The organism is uncultured Algimonas sp., from assembly GCF_947498175.1.
GTDB lineage: Bacteria > Pseudomonadota > Alphaproteobacteria > Caulobacterales > Maricaulaceae > Litorimonas.
In genome coordinates, this window is record NZ_CANMJB010000001.1 from 214,609 (window position 1) to 230,304 (window position 15,696).

Below are 15,696 nucleotides of genomic sequence, written 5' to 3' on the forward strand. Positions count from 1 at the left end.
CGGCCCGATGGACTTGCCCGATGGATTTGCGCAATGGACTTGCCCAGTGGACTTGATCGAGCGGAAGCTGCGCCGGGCGTTCCTGCCCGTCGTCATCGATGACGGATCGGACGAGGTGACGCGCGAGACTCAGCGCGTCGCCGCCGTCCTGTTGCCCTTCGTCAAGCGCGCCTCCGGCTGGCACCTGATCTTCACACAGCGGCCCGAAACCATGCCCAACCATGCGGGGCAGATCAGCTTTCCCGGCGGCAAGGCGGAAGTCGGCGAATCGGTGTTCGACGCGGCTTTGCGCGAAACGAAGGAAGAGATCGGACTGGAGCGCACGGAGATCGAGGTGATCGGCCGCCTGCCGTCGTTCGACGCGGCGGGCCATTTCCGGGTGACGCCCTATGCCGGGATCGTCGATCCGGACGCCGAACTCGTCATCGACGCCCACGAAGTCGCGGAGGTCTTCGAAGTGCCGCTGAGCTTCCTGATGGATCCGGACAATCACGTGGCCAGGCCCGTGACCTTCGACGGTCGAACGGTGACCGTCTACTACATGCCCTATACGGGCCCGGATGCGGTCGAGCGCAACATCTGGGGCATGACGGCGGGCATGACGCGCCGGGTCTGGAACCGGGCTTTCAACGCGTCCTGAACGAACCAATCGCTTGCGGGAGGCGCCGCCTGGGCTATGAGCGGCGGCGATGGACACACCGCAACAGACATGGCCATTTCTGGACGACACCGGCGCGCAGCGGATCCTCGCCGCGCTGCCCGGCGGATCCACCCGTTTCGTCGGCGGTTGCGTGCGCAACGCGCTCTGGGACCTGCCCGTCTCCGACATCGACATGGCGACGCAACTGGAACCGGACGCCGTTCGGAAAACGCTGAAGACGGCGAAGATCAAGACCGTGCCGACCGGGATCGCGCACGGGACGCTGACCGCGGTCATATCCGGAAAGCCCTATGAAATCACGACGTTGCGGCGCGATATCGAGACGGATGGCCGCCGCGCCGTGATCGCCTATACCCGGAATTGGGCGGAAGATGCGCAGCGTCGCGACTTCACCGTCAACGCGCTCTATGCCGATGCGTCGGGCCAGGTCTTCGATCCGACGGGCGAGGGGCTGGACGATATCGCGGCCAAGCGCTTCCGTTTCGTCGGCGAAGCGGAAGACCGGGTGCGGGAGGACTATCTACGCATCCTGCGACTGTTCCGTTTCGTGGCCTGGTATGGCCAGGACGCGAAAATCACGAAGGACGCGTTGACGGCCTGCCGCAACAATCGCGCGGGCATGAAGATGCTGTCGGCCGAGCGGGTCTGGAGCGAGCTGAAGAAACTCCTCTCCGCGCGCGACCCCGTCCGCGCCGTGCGGATCATGTTGCAGCAGGAACTGCTCGAAACCCTGTTGCCCGAAGCGACGAATGTCGATGGGTTGGCGAAACTGGTCACTCTGGAAGCGCGAGAAGGGATCGTCCCGGATCCGATGCTGCGCCTGATGGCCATGATGGCGCGCGAGCCATTGTCGGCCGCGCTGCTGTCCAAGCGATTGAAGCTGTCAAACAGGGAATCTGAGCGGCTGAAGGCGTGGGCGTCCGATGGGGAAGACTTGTCGTCCGACATGCCGGAGCGCGCGCGGTTGCAGGCGATCTACCGGTCCGGCAAGCAGCCCATTCTCGACCGCGCGCGACTGCGCGCCGCCGGGGCGAGCGACGCGATCGAATCCGCGCGCTGGATGGGGCTGGCCGATCTGGCCATGGGCTGGACGCCGCCGGTTTTCCCGGTCCGCGGTGCCGATCTCCTCGCGGCGGGCGTGCCCAAGGGCCCGGGGCTGGGCAAGGCGATGAAAGCGCTTGAAGCGCTTTGGATAAAGTCCGGATTTTCCACGGAAAAACCTAAGCTGCTCGCCGCGCTGAAACTGCTGGGATATTGACATGGCGCTGACGTTGTTCATCGGCAACTACACCTATTCCAGCTGGTCGCTGAGGCCTTGGCTGGTCCTGCGCAAGATGGACGTGCCGTTCCAGAGCGTGGTGATCGATCTAGACGTTCCGGGTTACAAGGACCGCCTGCTGGAGCTCAGCCCGGCGGGAACCGTGCCCGTTCTGGACGTGAACGGCGAACGCATCCCCGACAGTCTCGCCATTGCGGAATTCTGCGCCCAGATGGTGCCGAACCTCTGGCCGAAGGACGAGGCCGATAAAGTCGAAGCGCGGCGCGTGACGCAGAGGATGCATGAAGGCTTCGAGGCCCTGCGCCGCGAAGCGCCGATGAACCTCAAGCGCCGGACGGATGGCCGCATGCCCGAAAGCTGCCTGAAGGACGCGGCGCAGGTCGTTGAAATGTGGGATGATCTGCTCTCCCGCCATGACGGCCCGTATCTGTTTGACGAATGGTCCATCGCCGATGCCTTCTACACGCCGGTCGCGACCCGGTTCGAAAGCTACGGCCTGCCGCGCTCTCGCCGGTCCGATACCTATATTTCGGAGCTGATGAGCGACGAGCATTTCCAGGAATGGGAAGCGCTCGCCTTCGCCGAAACGCATGTCCTGCCCGAAACGGATGCCGTGAATGCCCCCTAGATCCGATGTCTGTTTGAAGTCCATCATCCGCACCGTGCCGGACTTTCCCAAGCCCGGCGTGCAGTATCGCGACATCACGACCCTTTTGAGCCACCCCGAAGCGCTGGCCGCCTCCGTGCAGCGTCTGGCTGACCCGTACCGCGACGCCGGTGTGCACAAGGTCGCGGGCATCGATGCGCGCGGCTTCATCTTCGGCACGGCCGTGGCTATCGAACTCGGCGTCGGGTTCATCCCGGTGCGAAAGGCGGGCAAGCTGCCCTTCGACACGCTGGAGGAGGATTACGCGCTGGAATACGGCTCTGACACGTTGCAAATCCACGCCGACGCGGCCGCGCCGGGCGACAACGTCCTGCTGGTCGACGATCTGATCGCCACGGGCGGAACGGCGGCAGCGGCGATTTCGTTGCTTCGCCAGACGGGCTGCGACGTTCTCGGCGCGGCCTTCCTTGTGGATCTGCCCGACCTGCATGGCGCCACCCGCATCCGCAGCATGGACGTGCCTGTCACGGCGTTGGTGAGTTTCGATGGTGACTGAGAGGGATTTTCCGGAAACGTCGCTGTCGCGGTATGTGCGGTTCTATGCCCTGGTTCTCGCTCCGACGCTTCTCGCAGCGATCTGGGCCACGAAATATTTTCCGATAGCCGGCATGATGATCGTGTTCGCGGCGTCGCTATCCGCAGGCTTCACCGCACAACGTTTCGTGAAACGCGAAAGGCGCTCTCCGACGAAGCGCGAACGGGATCATCTGACCCATGTCAGCCTGCTGATCTGGTTGGCCTATCTCGTCATTCCGGGGATCATATACGGCCCCGGGCTGTTCCGGAACGTCGAATTCGACGTGTCGAGCCCGATACTGCTTGTCATCATGGTGGTGTTCGCCGCCATGATGATCGGCATCGCCGGCCTGCTTGTCGAAATCGCCTATGGCAGTTCCGCCGAGCGGCTCGCCAGGAAACGATCCGTCAAACGTTGAATTTGAACAACAGGACGTCCCCGTCCTTCACCAGATAGTCCTTGCCCTCCTGCCGGACTTTGCCGGCTTCCTTCGAGCCTTGCTCGCCGCCATGCTCGACATAGTCGTCATAGGCGGTGGTTTCGGCGCGAATGAAACCCTTTTCGAAATCGCCGTGGATGACGCCCGCGCAACGCGGGGCGGTCCAGCCGTCGCGGAAAGTCCAGGCGCGGGCTTCCTTCGGTCCGGCCGTGAAATAGGTCTTCAGGCCGAGCAGGTCGTACCCGGCGCGGATCAAGCGGTTCAGGCCCGGCTCTTCCAACCCGATGGCCTCTAGATATTCGGCTTGCTCTTCATCGTCCAGCACGGCCATTTCCGACTCGATCTGGGCGGATATGATGACAGCCTGGCTGCCTTCGGACTTGGCGTGGGCGACGACCTTGTCGGAGTAGGCATTGCCGGTCGCGGCGCTGTCCTCATCCACATTGGCGACATAGAGGACCGGCTTGGTCGTCAGCAGCTGCAGCATGCGCCACGCCTTCCGGTCGTCCGCGTCCACCTCGACCGTGCGGGCGGGCTTGCCTTCCTCGAGCGCGGCGATGGCCGTTTCGATCAGGCGCATGGTCTGCTCGGCTTCGGGGTCGCGCTGCTTGAGCTTCTTGTCCAGACCCGGCTTGCGCTTCTCCAGGCTTTCCAGATCGGCGAGCATCAGCTCGGTCTCGATGGTCTCGTAATCGGCCATCGGGTCGATCCGGCCTTCGACATGGGTGATATCCTCGTCCTCGAAACAGCGAAGAACATAGATGATGGCGTCAGTTTCGCGGATGTTGGCGAGGAACTGGTTGCCCATGCCTTCGCCTTTGGACGCGCCTTTCACCAGGCCCGCAATATCCACGAAGTTCATGCGAGCCGGAACGATCTGGGCGGACCTGGCGATCTTGGCGATGTCGAACAGGCGCGATTCCGGAACCGCCACGTCGCCGACATTCGGCTCGATGGTGCAAAAGGGATAGTTGGCGGCTTGTGCGTTAGCCGTTTTCGTCAACGCATTGAAAAGCGTGGACTTTCCGACATTGGGAAGCCCGACGATGCCGCATTTGAAACCCATGGTGGTCTACCTTGCAATATATTCGGCGACGCGCGTCTGGAAGACATCCGTCGCGCCTTCCGCCAAGTCGTCCGCGTAACGCGCGACGCCGTTGCACATGTCGTCGCGCAGATCGATCTCGTCCTTGGCGAAGCCCGACAGGACATAGCCGCTGACACGGTCCTTGTGACCCGGATGGCCGATGCCGAGCCGGATCCGCTGGAAGTCAGGCCCGCCGCACATCTGGTTGATCGATCGCAGGCCGTTATGACCGGCCAGACCGCCGCCCATCTTCACGCGCACCTTGCCGGGCGCGATATCGAGTTCGTCATGGAAGACCGTGACGCGGTCTAGCGGCACCTTGTAGAAGGCCATGGCCTTCTGCACGGCGATGCCGGACTTGTTCATGAAGGTCGTCGGCTTAAGGATCAGGATCTTCTCGGCGCCGATCGTGCCGGTGCGGGACAGGCCGTTGAACTTGGCCTGCTCCGATCCGAACCCGTGATCGTCGGCGATCGCGTCGACGACCATGAAGCCGATATTGTGGCGGTCGAGCGAGTGTTTCGCGCCCGGATTGCCGAGACCGACCCAGATCTGCATGATGTCGGGCTCTCTTCCGGGAAAGAGCCAGCGAAGCACTAAGCCTCGCCGTCGCCGTCCGTGTCGATTTCAGGATTCTGTTCGATGGCCGGCACTTCGTCCGCATCGACGTCTTCCTCGACGTCTTCCTCGATGGCCGCGCGCGACGCCTGCACGGTCGCGATCGTGAAGTCGCGGTCCGTGATGGTCGGCTTGGACCCTTTGGGCAGCGCAATGTCGGAGATGTTCAGCGTGTCGCCGATTTCCATCTTGGAGACGTCGGCTTCGAAGTGGTCCGGAATGTCGCCGGCCGGGCAGGTGACTTCGACGCTGTAGCGCACGACGTTCAGCGTGCCGCCTTCCTTGAGGCCCGGCGACTGGTCTTCACCGACGAATTGCACGGTGACCTCGACGTCGATCAGCGTCTTGTTGGTGACGCGGAAGAAATCGACATGTTGCGGGAAATCCGTGACGGGATGGAACTGAACGTCCTTGGTGAAGACCTTCTGCGTCTTGCCTTCGTGCGAGAGCTCGATCATCGAGCCGAGAAAGTCACCGGAATTGATGGCTTTCAGCACTTCGTTCATTTTCACGGAAACGGGAACGGCGTTTTCGTCGCCGCCGTAAACCACACCTGGCACCATGCCGTTGCGGCGGGCTTCGCGCGCCACGCCGGTTCCCGTGTTTTCACGCACGGTCACATCGAGAACAACACCCATCGGATCGATCCTACTCAATTGTTCGGTTTCAAAAGGAAAGCCGCCCCGGAAAGTGGAGCGGCTCGTTCGGGCGACCGTTTAGGCGACGCGCGGTCTCGATGCAAGTGGATGCGTCAGCCGAACAGCTTGCTCACGCTTTCGTCGTTGGCGATGCGGCGGATGGCTTCGCCGAGCAGGGTGGCGGCGGAAAGTTCGCGGATCTTGTCGCAGGCCTTCACGGCTTCGGGCTGGCCGATCGTGTCGAGGATGACGACTTCCTTCAGCTCGCTGTTCGTGATGCGCTCCACGGCCGGGCCGGACAGGACGCCGTGGGTGATGTAGGCGGAGACGGACGACGCGCCGTGATCCTTCAGCGCGGAGGCGGCGTTGGCGATGGTGCCGCCGCTATCGATGATGTCGTCATAGAGGATGCAGTTGCGTCCGGCCACGTCGCCGATGATGTTCATGACCTCGCTCTCGCCCGCCTTAGGGCGCCGCTTGTCCACGATGGCGATGTCGGCGTTGAACATCTTCGCGATGGAACGCGTCCGCACCACGCCGCCCGTGTCGGGCGAGACGAACATCAGGTCCTCGCGGTCCTTGGCCGACCATTGGTCCTTGATGTCGGTGACGAAGACCGGCTGGCCGAACAGATTGTCGGTCGGGATGTCGAAGAAGCCCTGGATCTGCCCGGCATGCAGATCGACGGTCAGGACGCGGTCGGCGCCTGCCGTGCTGATGAGGTTGGCGACCAGCTTGGCCGAAATCGGCGTGCGGCCGCCGGTCTTCCGGTCCTGCCGGGCATAGCCGTAATAGGGCACCACCGCCGTGATTCGCTTGGCCGAGGCCCGCACCAGCGCGTCGATCAGGATCAGCAATTCCATCAGATGGTCGTTGGCCGGGGCCGATGTCGGCTGGATCAGGAAGATGTCCTCGCCGCGGACATTCTCGTTGATGCGGGCGAAGATTTCCTGGTCCCGGAACCGCTCGATGTCGATATTGGTCAGGGGGACGTCCAGGACGTCGGCAATGTCACGGGCGAGTGTTTCGTTCGCCGTGCCGCTGATGAGCTTCATTGAGGGTCCCTCCCAAGGGCAATCGCGCGCGTCCCCTAGACGGGATGAATGGGCGTGTAAATCAGGCTGGGAGCATGATTGCGGATATGTTGCGCCCGAAGTCGCTTTTGCCGTTGTGAAGGCTGTGACGATAGCTGAACAGCCGGTCGGGTTCCGCATAGGTGTCGTGCCGACTGGGCGCCGCTTCGACGCCCAGCTTCGCCAATCGCGCCCGGACATAGGCGGGCAGGTCGAAATGCAGCTTGCCGCCCCGGACGAAGAACGCGTCCGCGTCACGGTCCTGGTCAAGCACGGCCGTTTCGAAGTCCGACCGCACTTCGAACGATCGCGGACCGATGCACGGTCCGATGGCGGCGCGGATGTCTCGGGCGCCTTGTCGGACCATCAGGTCGTGCGTCGCTTCGAGAATGCCGCCGACCGCCCCGCGCCAACCCGCATGACAGGCGCCGACGACCCCGGCCTCTGCGTCCTCCCACAGAACGGGGACGCAGTCCGCCGCCAGCGCGGCCAGCGCCAGGCCCGGCGTGCGGGTCACGAGTCCGTCGCCCTTGGGCCGCTCGGGCAGGGGCGCATCGATCAGATGCGCCGTCGCGGAATGGGTCTGCCAGCAATTCTGCAGCGCGGCGGCGCCCAGCCATCGCCGCACGCGGTCGCGGTTTTCCTCGACATTGGACCGCGCATCTTCGGAGCCGAGACCGCAGTTCAGACTGTCCCAGGGCGGCGGCGAGACGCCCCCCGCACGACCCCAGAACCCATGCGGGACACGCAGATGCGCGCTATGGTGAACCCGGTGATCCGTCACGTGAAGCCCAGCGGATGAGGCAGGCCGGACGAGGACAGGCAAACCGACTTGAACAATGTGCCCATCTCGTCCTCATCCAGCAGTCTATGCAGCTGCCGGAGAAGTTTGGGGCGCGCGCCCTCATGCTCGCGCAGCAGCGCGGCCGCCCGCACTTCGATGCCGAGACGCGACAGGAAGGTCCGTTGCGGCACGGGACCGTGAACGACGAGGCCCGCTTGGAGGGCGAGCGCGGCCAGCCCGGCGAAGTCCACGCGCGCGGTCAGGTCCGTGTCGCCCGGTGCGTCGAACGCGCCGACCTTTTCATGCCGCTTGATCGCTTGCAGCGTATCGCCGAATTCCGTGTGCGCGGGGCCGTAATCGATGAACAGCGCCCGGCCGCCACGCTGGGCGAACCGGTCGCGCAGATGGTCCACGATCTGTGCCGCGGCGGGGCAGATTTCCAGAAGGTCTCCATCCGCCGGGTCGGGATGCGTACCAGGAAAGGCCGTCGTCACGCTCTCGGGTGCGGTATGGCCGTCCGTTTCGAACCGCAGCTCGCTGCCGTCCGCGCCGACGCACCGTTCGCTCCAGCCGTCCGAAGTCTGGATGAATTGGCGGATGGGCAGGCAGTCGAGGAACTCGTTGCCGACGATCAGCGTCGGGCGGTTGTCCACATCGTCGAGCGTGTCCGCCCAGCCGACCTGGACGCCGCTCGCGCCGAGCGTTTTCGCTTGCACCGCCTGCAACGCCGCCGAGGCCTCGATGAGGACGACGTTGGCGGCCTTGAAGCAATCCGGTTGCAAGGCGACCGTCTTCAGCATGTCCGCCATCATCACGCCGCGTCCCGGTCCGAGTTCGACCAGGTTGAACCGGTCGGGCCGGCCGAGATCGTCCCAGCTCTGGATCACCCACAGGCCGAGGCATTCGCCGAACATCTGGCTGATTTCCGGCGCGGTGACGAAATCGCCGTCCGAGCCGAGCGGGTCGCGGGTCGGGTAATAGCCGTCCACCGGATCGAGCAGGCAGAGCGTCATGTATTCCGCGACGCTGATCGGGCCAGTCCGGTCGATCCGCGCACGGATGCGCTGGGCGAGCGCCGTGGATGCCATCGATCTAGGCCGTTCCAGGCGTGGCCGTCTTGCCGGTCCCGATCCTGCGGCTGGCATAGGCGGGCTCGACCGCGGCCCGGCGCGCCGCCCAGATCGCGACACCCAGACCCACGGCGACCATGGGCAAGCTGTAGGCCATGCCGCGCGTCAACATTCCGAATTGCGGGATATTGTCCGGTGTGCGGACGAATTCGACCATGAAGCGGAACACGCCGTAGCCCATGACGAACACGCCCGTGATCAGTCCGGGCTTGGTCAGACCCTTGAAGCGCGTCGTCAGCACGCGCAGGATCAGCCACAGGACGAACCCCTCCAGAAAGGCTTCGTAAAGCTGACTCGGATGGCGCGGCAGGCTGTCCGGCGCCGTTTGGAAGATCACGCCCCAGGGCAGGTCAGTCGGGTGGCCGTAGAGTTCCTGATTGACGAAATTGGTGATGCGCACCAGGCCGAGCCCGATCGGCGCGCCGATGCAGGCCAGATCGGCGAACCGCATGTAGGAGGTCTTCTTGCGCCAAGCCGCATAGCCCACGGCGGCGCAGACGCCGAGAAAACCGCCGTGAAAGCTCATTCCCCCGTCCCAGATCTTTAAAACGTCAAAGGGCGCCGTCCAGATCATGTCGATCGAATAGAGCAGGACGAAGCCGATACGGCCGCCAATCAGGATTCCGAGGAAGGCATAGAACATGAGGTCCGAGAGATCCTCACGCGTCGGGATGATTTGCGGGCCGCGGGTCGGACCCGGCGGCAGCCAATGCTTGCCGGTTTCCGCGATGCGAACTGCGTATAGGTAGGCCGCGAACAGTCCGACCACATAGGCGATGCCGTACCATTTCACGGACACGGGCCCGATCTCGAGCGCCGTCTCGTCCAGCCATGTCGGAAAAACGATCGCGCCGAAAAGGTCGATGAGGGAAATCATGGGGCCGCTCTACCGAAGGGAAGGGGGCGTGGGAACCCGCAACTGGCAATCGGAGGCGCCCATACCTAGATGATGCCTAGACGAAGCGTGACATCATACGGAGCCCCTCATGCAAACCCGCAACAAGCCGCTATCCGACATCTCCAATCTGTTCGCCAGTGCCGTGGGCGCAGCCAAGGGCGTGGGCGACGAGCTGAAGGCCGTCACCCGGTCGCAGGCGGAGAAATTCATCGCCGACATGGATCTCGTCACGCGCGAGGAACATGATGTGCTGAAAGCCCGCTTGGACGTGATGCAGGCCGAGCTGGATTCACTCAAGTCCGCGTCGAAGCCGACACGGGCCCGCAAAGCCGCGCCGAAGCGGCGGACGACCCAGTCAGACAAGAAAACCTGACTTCTGCCCCGCTTCGAAATGTGATAGTCTCGGAGCCATGAAACTCTTCGGACATGCCAGTCTGTTCTGCCTGGCCGCCATCGCATCCGGCTGCGCGACCTCTGACCGCCAGAGCCGGGACGACGCGGTCGCGGAGCTGCTCGCCGATCCGCGTGTCGGACCGCCGGCTGAGCGCGTCTGTTTCGCCAGCAACATCGACCGCTTCACGGACTCGACGCCCTATTCGGTCGTTCTGAGCGTTTCGCCAAGCCAAGACTATCTGGTGACGACGCGCTACTGCCGGGATCTGGAGCGCGCTCAGAGCCTGAGGCTGGACTCGAACATGAATTGTCTGGCGCGTTTCGACGGCATCCGGATCTACGAGACCGCGTTCGGAACCAATTCTCGAGGCGCGCTGGGGTTCAATCGATGCGTCGTCGATGAAATCTACGAGTGGGACGCGGATGCAGCCGAGGATGGCGGGGGCTGACTTCGGTTTCCAGGCCGGGCGTCCCCGGCACGACATGCCGGGGACGGGGCCGAAACGGTGCCATCCTAGTCTCAGACGGACCTTGTGCCGCCGTCGAGGTCCGGGATCCGCAGGACTTGGCCGGGATAGATTTCGTCCGGATCCTTCAGCATCGGCCGGTTGGCGTCGAAGATCTTCGGATACAGGCTCGCCTTGCCGTAATGGGTCTGCGCGATGGCCGACAGCGTATCGCCGCGTTCGACCGTGTGGAAGCGCGAGGCCCGTCCGGCCGTGCGCGTGGACAGGCCGTCCTTCACGCCGCTGACACCTTCGATATTGCCGACCGAGAGAATGATCTTTTCCTTCATCTCCTGGCTGGCCGCTTCGCCCTTGACGGTCACGACGCCGTCTTCGTCGACGGACATGTTCACGCCGTCCGTTTCGAGGTCGTAGCTTTTGACTTCCTTTTTGAGCTTCTCTTCGGCGTCGTCGTCTCCGAACAGTTTTCCGAGGCCGCGGCCCGCCGCTTTGACGAAGGGGATCAATCCGAACATGCGTTATTCTCCTGCGAGTGGATAAAGGTTGGATAGCGGGGACATCCCGCTTCCCGAAAGCCTAACGCGCTGGAACCGCTTCGGTGCCATTTCGCGCAACCCCCATTTCGCGCAACCCCTAGGGGGATCAAGAGGGGGATTAAGGTGTTGGCCTGGGACAAGGGGTTCGCTATTGGCGCACGCAATACCTTCAACGTGCCGCCCGCGCGGCGCTGCCAACGCGACAAGGACCGTTCATGGCCTCTCTCATCCAAGCCGGCGTCAGCATTTTCGGTCTGTTCACCATGGACCCGGCCCTGCTGGCGTTTGCGATGATCTTCGTCTTCTTCGCCGTGCTGAACTATATCGACAAGAAGCGCATCGACTAGAGCGACGCTCTCGTGGCGTTGCTCGCCCCCACGCTTTTGCTGATCCTCGGCCTCGTCATCCTCGTCGTGGCGGGGGACGTGCTCGTGCGCGGGGCGGCCGCGCTGGCGCGCCGGTGGGGCATACCGGCCCTGATCGTCGGCCTGACCATCGTGGCGTTCGGCACGTCGGCCCCCGAACTGGTCGTCAGCGTCGGGGCCGTGCTGGACGGGGTCGGCAACATGGCGGCCGGCAATGTGGTCGGCTCCAACATCGCCAACGTCCTGCTGGCGCTGGGACTGCCCGCGCTGATCATGGCCATTCCGACCAATCTGAGCGGCGTGGCGCGCAACACCTTCGTCTGCATCGTCGCGACGCTGCTCTTCATCGGTCTGGCGTTCCTGGGCAATCCCATCATCTGGTGGCAGGGCGCGATCCTGTTCGCCGGGATCGTGATCTACCTGACCTGGATGTTCTTCCTCGCCCGCGCGGGCGTGGACGAGACGATCCTGGAGGAGATGGCCGAGATCGAGGAAGGCCAGGGCGGTCTGCCGAAATCCATCTGGGTCGATGTCCTGTATGTCGGCGCCGGACTGGTCGGCCTCTTCTTGGGCGGAGAACTCATCGTCGGCAACGGCATCGCGCTGGCCTCCGGACTGGGCGTCTCGGAAACCGTCATCGGCCTGACCATCGTCGCCATCGGCACCTCCCTGCCGGAAATCGCGACAGTCGTCTTGGCGACCTTGCGCGGCCATTCCGAAGTGGCCATCGGCAACGTGCTGGGCTCTAACGTGTTCAACCTGTTCGCCGTGATGGGCGCGGCCGGTCTGGCCGGGCCCGTGCTGGTGGAACCGAGCCTCTTCCGGTTCGACTTCTGGGTCATGCTGGCCACGACATTCATCCTGATGCTGTTCGTGATGACGCGCAAACCGATCGGCCGGAAGACCGGGGCGCTGTTCGTGCTATGCTATATTCTCTACATGGCTGCCGTCGGCTTCGGCCTGGCCGGATAGTCCCGTGCAAGTCGAAATCGAAAAGGATTTCCAGTTCGAAGCGGCGCATTATTTCGGCCATGCCGACGCCAACGACCTGTTCAAGAAGATCCATGGCCACAGCTTCAAGGGCCGCGTGACGATCCGCGGTGAGGCACAGTCCGACAAGGGCTGGGTGCGCGACCTCTGGAAGATCGAGACCATCGTGAAGGATACGGTCGCCCCGCTCGACCACGCCTTGCTCAACGAGGTCGAAGGCCTGGAACAACCGGCGCTGGAGCGCATCGCGCTGTGGATCTTCGAGCGGCTGGAGCCGCAACTGCCGGGCCTGCACTGCGTCGAAGTGGGCCGCCCGTCCTGCGGCGAACGCGCGCGGATCTATGCCGACAGCGTGAGGGCCGGTTGAGAACGGTCCTGATCACCGGCGGCGCGGCGCGCATCGGCGCGTACATTGCGCGCGGCCTGGCCGCCGATGGCTGGACCGTCTGCATCCACTACCGCACCTCCGGCGCTCCGGCCGAAGCCTTGGCCTCGGAAATAGGCGGCGTGGCAGTCAGGGCGAACCTGCGCGTTCCGGCCGACGTGTCCGGTCTGGTGGACGCTGCCAGAGCCGCCCTGGGCGCACCGCTCTATGCGTTGATCAACAATGCCTCGACCTTCGATCCTGACGGTGCGGACGACTTCACCGACGCGACCTTCGATCATCATATCGATGTGAACCTGCGCGCCGCGCTGCACCTGTCGCGCGACTTCGCGGCACAGGCGCCGGGGCAGGGCGCGATCGTCAACATGCTCGACCAGCGCATGCTGCGCCCCCATCCCGGCTATTTCACCTATGGTGTGGCCAAGGCCGGACTGCACTGGGCGACCCGGACCATGGCGCAGGCCTTCGCGCCGGACGTGCGCGTCAACGCCGTCGGCCCGGGCCCGACCCTGCGCAACCACATGCAGACCGAGGACGAGTTCGAGCGGGAACGGCGGGGCACCTTGCTCGGCCACGGCTCGCCACCGGACCAGATCGTGGACACGGTGCGCTACCTGCTCAGCGCGACCAGCGTCACCGGACAGATGGTCGCCGTCGATGGCGGCCAGCACCTCAATACCGAGCCCTGACCATGAACCGACCCGTCTTCCGCCGTTTTTCCCGCCGCGAGAAGGTTTCGACCCGCATCATGGTGCGCGGCCTGCTGATCCAGGCCAGCATCGGCGTGCACCCGCACGAACACGAACAGACCCAGCCGGTCGTCATCGACATCGAACTGGACATGGGCGGCATGGCGCTGCCCAAAGGCGACCGGCTGTCCGAAACGCTCGACTACGCCCTCGTGGCCGAAGCGGCGGAACGGATCGCCTTGAAGGCCCACGTCCAACTCGTTGAAACATTGGCCGAACGCATCGCCGATTGGGCGTTGGCCGAAGACAGCCGCGTCCAGCGCGTCGCCGTCTCCATCGCCAAGCCGCAAGCCTTGCTGAAGGCGGATGCGGCAGGCGTGGAGGTGGTGAAGAGCCGCTAGGTCCCGGTTGCGGGGCGGCCGGCCACATTCGCGCCGCATTTCGACCACAGGCGAGACAACATGATCCGACTGTGTTCCAGCGTTGTCTTCGTTGCGGGCGTGTCACTGATGCCAATGGCGGCTCAGGCGCACATCAACGGCCATAAGCAATGCACGGCGCAGATCGGCGACCTTTTGCCCGCGCCGGATTTCAAGACGGCGCTGCCGGGATTGAAAACGCAAACCGCGCAATCGGCGCCGGTCGATCAATATTCCACGCCGGAGGAAATCCGCGCAGCCGCGAGCGCTTCACCGACCCTGGTCTTCTCGATGCCCTGGTACGGCCCCTATCCCGACCGCACCAGCCCGGACACGTACGAACAACCCGTCACGACGCCGGCCTACGATGTCGAAAACCAGCGCTTCTCGATCACGGACGGCGCGCTTCGCGCCCATTTCGCCACGCAGCAAGGCGTCGACCAATACGGCACGTTCGCCGTCCGTTACAATGCGAGCTTCGTCGCAACCGGCACGGCGATGATCGCGAATAGCTGGGGCGACAGTTTCGAGCGCAAGACCTACAAGGGCGAGGCGTATCAGATCTTCGATCACTGGGCGGCCGACCCGCCCCCCAACATGCCCAAGACCGGGATCCATTCCGGCGATCCGGACGAACGCGCGCGAGCCTGCGGGTCGGATTGCGCCATCGGCAAGCGCCCGCTCATGGTGCACATGCCGATCGGACGCGACCATGCGTGGGAACGGAAACAGAATCTCGACCGGCCCGTCCATAAACCCATGCAGTTCATCAACATGTCGCCTGCGGAAGCCCGCGCCAACGACAAGGCCCTCAAGCGCGTCGTCGTCGCCACGCCCAAGGCGCCGTATTACGTGACGCAGACGGAGAACGCCCCGATCAAGGGCCTGCCGCGCCACAGCGAGACCATTGTGCACACATTGCATGCCGACATTCACTGCATCATCGTGACGGATCGCGACGACAGGATTCAGGGCGTGTACCAGACGACCTACAACAAGACCGCCTACGGCCCGCTGGGCCATCAGGTGCAGTCGGGTCACGAAGCATCCGGCGCCCATTCGAAGACCAGCGTGATCGACCGCTACATGCCGGCGGACTGCGCGTCCGACACGGTCAGGGACAGCCCCGCTCTGACGGCGCAATGCCAGGCGATCCGGGCTCAGCTCCAGAAAACCTACGACACGGTCATGGACTGAACGGGGCGCATTTTGCACGCTGCAACCGGCCCGATTTCGATAGGCGCGTCCGGCGCGCTGATATAACTCTCCTGCATGACCTCCCGCTTCGACAGCCTCAACGTCCTCGGCACGCCGTTGCAGGCCTGTTCGACCGATCCCATGACCGGCTGGTTCCGGGACGGGTGCTGCGAGACGCAGGCGGCGGACCGGGGGCGGCACATCGTCTGCGCCGTGATGACGGACGACTTCCTGCAGTTCAGCAAGGTGCAAGGCAATGACCTGACCACGCCGCGGCCCCAATACCGGTTTCCCGGATTGAAGGCGGGCGACCGCTGGTGCCTGTGCCTGGACCGGTGGCGCGAAGCCCATGCGGCGGGCCGGGCGCCGTCCGTCGTGCTGGAGGCCACGCACCAGATCGCGCTAGAGCGTGTGACACTTTCTACACTGCGGGCGTTTGCAGTGGAGGCTTCGGACTCCTAGAT

The 15,696-nt window shown here is 64.1% G+C and carries 22 protein-coding genes; 14 read left to right on the forward strand and 8 right to left on the reverse strand.

Annotated features, from left to right (window positions below; translation table 11 throughout):
• Positions 1-46: 46 nt before the first annotated feature.
• The 5 genes from Q0718_RS01005 to Q0718_RS01025 are packed head-to-tail and all read left to right on the forward strand — an operon-like array spanning position 47 to position 3,542.
• Positions 47-640 (forward strand): CoA pyrophosphatase, encoded by a 594-nt coding sequence (locus Q0718_RS01005; RefSeq protein WP_298912126.1) that lies wholly within the window; start codon positions 47-49, stop codon positions 638-640.
• A gap of 49 nt (positions 641-689) precedes the next feature.
• On the forward strand, positions 690-1,919 hold the full coding sequence (locus Q0718_RS01010) for a CCA tRNA nucleotidyltransferase (protein WP_298912129.1): 1,230 nt from the start codon (positions 690-692) through the stop codon (positions 1,917-1,919).
• 1 nt (position 1,920) lies between these two features.
• Complete coding sequence (locus tag Q0718_RS01015; RefSeq protein WP_298912132.1) at positions 1,921-2,568, forward strand: glutathione S-transferase family protein; 648 nt, start codon at positions 1,921-1,923, stop codon at positions 2,566-2,568.
• Positions 2,558-3,103 (forward strand): adenine phosphoribosyltransferase, encoded by a 546-nt coding sequence (locus Q0718_RS01020; protein WP_298912135.1) that lies wholly within the window; start codon positions 2,558-2,560, stop codon positions 3,101-3,103. The genes Q0718_RS01015 and Q0718_RS01020 overlap by 11 nt, the downstream gene beginning before the upstream one ends.
• Positions 3,093-3,542: an ABZJ_00895 family protein gene (locus Q0718_RS01025; RefSeq protein ID WP_298912138.1), complete on the forward strand. Its 450-nt coding sequence runs from the start codon at positions 3,093-3,095 to the stop codon at positions 3,540-3,542. Before Q0718_RS01020 ends, Q0718_RS01025 begins: the two co-directional genes overlap by 11 nt.
• On the opposite strand, the gene ychF is transcribed toward Q0718_RS01025, so the two are convergent.
• From ychF to lgt, 7 genes are all read right to left on the reverse strand, one after another.
• A complete protein-coding gene (gene ychF, locus Q0718_RS01030; RefSeq protein WP_298912141.1) occupies positions 3,532-4,629 on the reverse strand; it encodes a redox-regulated ATPase YchF in 1,098 nt (365 codons plus the stop codon). The genes Q0718_RS01025 and ychF overlap by 11 nt on opposite strands.
• A gap of 6 nt (positions 4,630-4,635) precedes the next feature.
• The gene (pth, locus tag Q0718_RS01035) at positions 4,636-5,208 is read right to left on the reverse strand and encodes an aminoacyl-tRNA hydrolase (protein WP_298912144.1); all 573 of its coding nucleotides are present in this window, start codon (positions 5,206-5,208) and stop codon (positions 4,636-4,638) included.
• Positions 5,209-5,246: 38 nt separating this feature from the next.
• Entirely contained in the window at positions 5,247-5,906 is a 660-nt protein-coding gene (locus Q0718_RS01040; protein WP_298912147.1) for a 50S ribosomal protein L25/general stress protein Ctc, read from the reverse strand.
• Between the two features lie 113 nt (positions 5,907-6,019).
• A complete protein-coding gene (locus Q0718_RS01045; protein WP_298912150.1) occupies positions 6,020-6,961 on the reverse strand; it encodes a ribose-phosphate pyrophosphokinase in 942 nt (313 codons plus the stop codon).
• A gap of 61 nt (positions 6,962-7,022) precedes the next feature.
• A complete protein-coding gene (pgeF, locus tag Q0718_RS01050) occupies positions 7,023-7,763 on the reverse strand; it encodes a peptidoglycan editing factor PgeF (RefSeq protein ID WP_298912153.1) in 741 nt (246 codons plus the stop codon).
• Positions 7,760-8,851: an SAM-dependent methyltransferase gene (locus tag Q0718_RS01055; RefSeq protein WP_298912157.1), complete on the reverse strand. Its 1,092-nt coding sequence runs from the start codon at positions 8,849-8,851 to the stop codon at positions 7,760-7,762. Before Q0718_RS01055 ends, pgeF begins: the two co-directional genes overlap by 4 nt.
• Positions 8,852-8,855: 4 nt before the next feature.
• A complete protein-coding gene (gene lgt, locus Q0718_RS01060) occupies positions 8,856-9,770 on the reverse strand; it encodes a prolipoprotein diacylglyceryl transferase (protein ID WP_298912160.1) in 915 nt (304 codons plus the stop codon).
• A gap of 109 nt (positions 9,771-9,879) precedes the next feature.
• On the opposite strand from lgt, the gene Q0718_RS01065 reads away from it, so the two are divergent.
• Entirely contained in the window at positions 9,880-10,164 is a 285-nt protein-coding gene (locus tag Q0718_RS01065; protein WP_298912164.1) for an accessory factor UbiK family protein, read from the forward strand.
• Between the two features lie 37 nt (positions 10,165-10,201).
• The gene (locus Q0718_RS01070; RefSeq protein WP_298912167.1) at positions 10,202-10,633 is read left to right on the forward strand and encodes a DUF6491 family protein; all 432 of its coding nucleotides are present in this window, start codon (positions 10,202-10,204) and stop codon (positions 10,631-10,633) included.
• A gap of 71 nt (positions 10,634-10,704) precedes the next feature.
• On the opposite strand, the gene lysM is transcribed toward Q0718_RS01070, so the two are convergent.
• Positions 10,705-11,166, reverse strand: a complete 462-nt coding sequence (gene lysM, locus Q0718_RS01075; protein WP_298912170.1) for a peptidoglycan-binding protein LysM — start codon at positions 11,164-11,166, stop codon at positions 10,705-10,707.
• A gap of 236 nt (positions 11,167-11,402) precedes the next feature.
• On the opposite strand from lysM, the gene Q0718_RS01080 reads away from it, so the two are divergent.
• From Q0718_RS01080 to Q0718_RS01110, 7 genes are all read left to right on the forward strand, one after another.
• Positions 11,403-11,534: a hypothetical protein gene (locus Q0718_RS01080; protein WP_298912172.1), complete on the forward strand. Its 132-nt coding sequence runs from the start codon at positions 11,403-11,405 to the stop codon at positions 11,532-11,534.
• A gap of 12 nt (positions 11,535-11,546) precedes the next feature.
• On the forward strand, positions 11,547-12,524 hold the full coding sequence (locus Q0718_RS01085; protein ID WP_298912174.1) for a calcium/sodium antiporter: 978 nt from the start codon (positions 11,547-11,549) through the stop codon (positions 12,522-12,524).
• Positions 12,525-12,528: 4 nt separating this feature from the next.
• Positions 12,529-12,909, forward strand: a complete 381-nt coding sequence (locus Q0718_RS01090) for a 6-carboxytetrahydropterin synthase (protein ID WP_298912176.1) — start codon at positions 12,529-12,531, stop codon at positions 12,907-12,909.
• Positions 12,906-13,616 carry an SDR family oxidoreductase gene (locus tag Q0718_RS01095; protein ID WP_298912178.1) on the forward strand — a complete coding sequence of 237 codons (711 nt, stop codon included), beginning with the start codon at positions 12,906-12,908 and terminating at the stop codon, positions 13,614-13,616. Before Q0718_RS01090 ends, Q0718_RS01095 begins: the two co-directional genes overlap by 4 nt.
• 2 nt (positions 13,617-13,618) lie before the next feature.
• The gene (folB, locus tag Q0718_RS01100; RefSeq protein ID WP_298912182.1) at positions 13,619-14,017 is read left to right on the forward strand and encodes a dihydroneopterin aldolase; all 399 of its coding nucleotides are present in this window, start codon (positions 13,619-13,621) and stop codon (positions 14,015-14,017) included.
• A 60-nt stretch (positions 14,018-14,077) separates the two neighbouring features.
• Positions 14,078-15,232, forward strand: a complete 1,155-nt coding sequence (locus tag Q0718_RS01105; protein ID WP_298912184.1) for a hypothetical protein — start codon at positions 14,078-14,080, stop codon at positions 15,230-15,232.
• A gap of 75 nt (positions 15,233-15,307) precedes the next feature.
• The gene (locus tag Q0718_RS01110) at positions 15,308-15,694 is read left to right on the forward strand and encodes a DUF2237 domain-containing protein (protein WP_298912187.1); all 387 of its coding nucleotides are present in this window, start codon (positions 15,308-15,310) and stop codon (positions 15,692-15,694) included.
• Positions 15,695-15,696 lie beyond the last annotated feature (2 nt).

What these genes read in the sequence shown, in the direction of transcription:
- Q0718_RS01070 (WP_298912167.1), top strand. Translation starts at nt 10,202, where the DNA reads ATGAAACTCTTCGGACATGCCAGTCTGTTCTGCCTGGCCGCCATCGCA.
- Q0718_RS01015 (WP_298912132.1), top strand. Translation starts at nt 1,921, where the DNA reads ATGGCGCTGACGTTGTTCATCGGCAACTACACCTATTCCAGCTGGTCG.
- Q0718_RS01055 (WP_298912157.1), bottom strand. Translation starts at nt 8,851, where the DNA reads ATGGCATCCACGGCGCTCGCCCAGCGCATCCGTGCGCGGATCGACCGG.
- Q0718_RS01045 (WP_298912150.1), bottom strand. Translation starts at nt 6,961, where the DNA reads ATGAAGCTCATCAGCGGCACGGCGAACGAAACACTCGCCCGTGACATT.
- Q0718_RS01025 (WP_298912138.1), top strand. Translation starts at nt 3,093, where the DNA reads ATGGTGACTGAGAGGGATTTTCCGGAAACGTCGCTGTCGCGGTATGTG.
- Q0718_RS01105 (WP_298912184.1), top strand. Translation starts at nt 14,078, where the DNA reads ATGATCCGACTGTGTTCCAGCGTTGTCTTCGTTGCGGGCGTGTCACTG.
- Q0718_RS01040 (WP_298912147.1), bottom strand. Translation starts at nt 5,906, where the DNA reads ATGGGTGTTGTTCTCGATGTGACCGTGCGTGAAAACACGGGAACCGGC.
- folB (WP_298912182.1), top strand. Translation starts at nt 13,619, where the DNA reads ATGAACCGACCCGTCTTCCGCCGTTTTTCCCGCCGCGAGAAGGTTTCG.
- lysM (WP_298912170.1), bottom strand. Translation starts at nt 11,166, where the DNA reads ATGTTCGGATTGATCCCCTTCGTCAAAGCGGCGGGCCGCGGCCTCGGA.
- Q0718_RS01010 (WP_298912129.1), top strand. Translation starts at nt 690, where the DNA reads ATGGACACACCGCAACAGACATGGCCATTTCTGGACGACACCGGCGCG.
- ychF (WP_298912141.1), bottom strand. Translation starts at nt 4,629, where the DNA reads ATGGGTTTCAAATGCGGCATCGTCGGGCTTCCCAATGTCGGAAAGTCC.
- pth (WP_298912144.1), bottom strand. Translation starts at nt 5,208, where the DNA reads ATGCAGATCTGGGTCGGTCTCGGCAATCCGGGCGCGAAACACTCGCTC.
- Q0718_RS01065 (WP_298912164.1), top strand. Translation starts at nt 9,880, where the DNA reads ATGCAAACCCGCAACAAGCCGCTATCCGACATCTCCAATCTGTTCGCC.
- Q0718_RS01020 (WP_298912135.1), top strand. Translation starts at nt 2,558, where the DNA reads ATGCCCCCTAGATCCGATGTCTGTTTGAAGTCCATCATCCGCACCGTG.
- lgt (WP_298912160.1), bottom strand. Translation starts at nt 9,770, where the DNA reads ATGATTTCCCTCATCGACCTTTTCGGCGCGATCGTTTTTCCGACATGG.
- Q0718_RS01110 (WP_298912187.1), top strand. Translation starts at nt 15,308, where the DNA reads ATGACCTCCCGCTTCGACAGCCTCAACGTCCTCGGCACGCCGTTGCAG.
- Q0718_RS01080 (WP_298912172.1), top strand. Translation starts at nt 11,403, where the DNA reads ATGGCCTCTCTCATCCAAGCCGGCGTCAGCATTTTCGGTCTGTTCACC.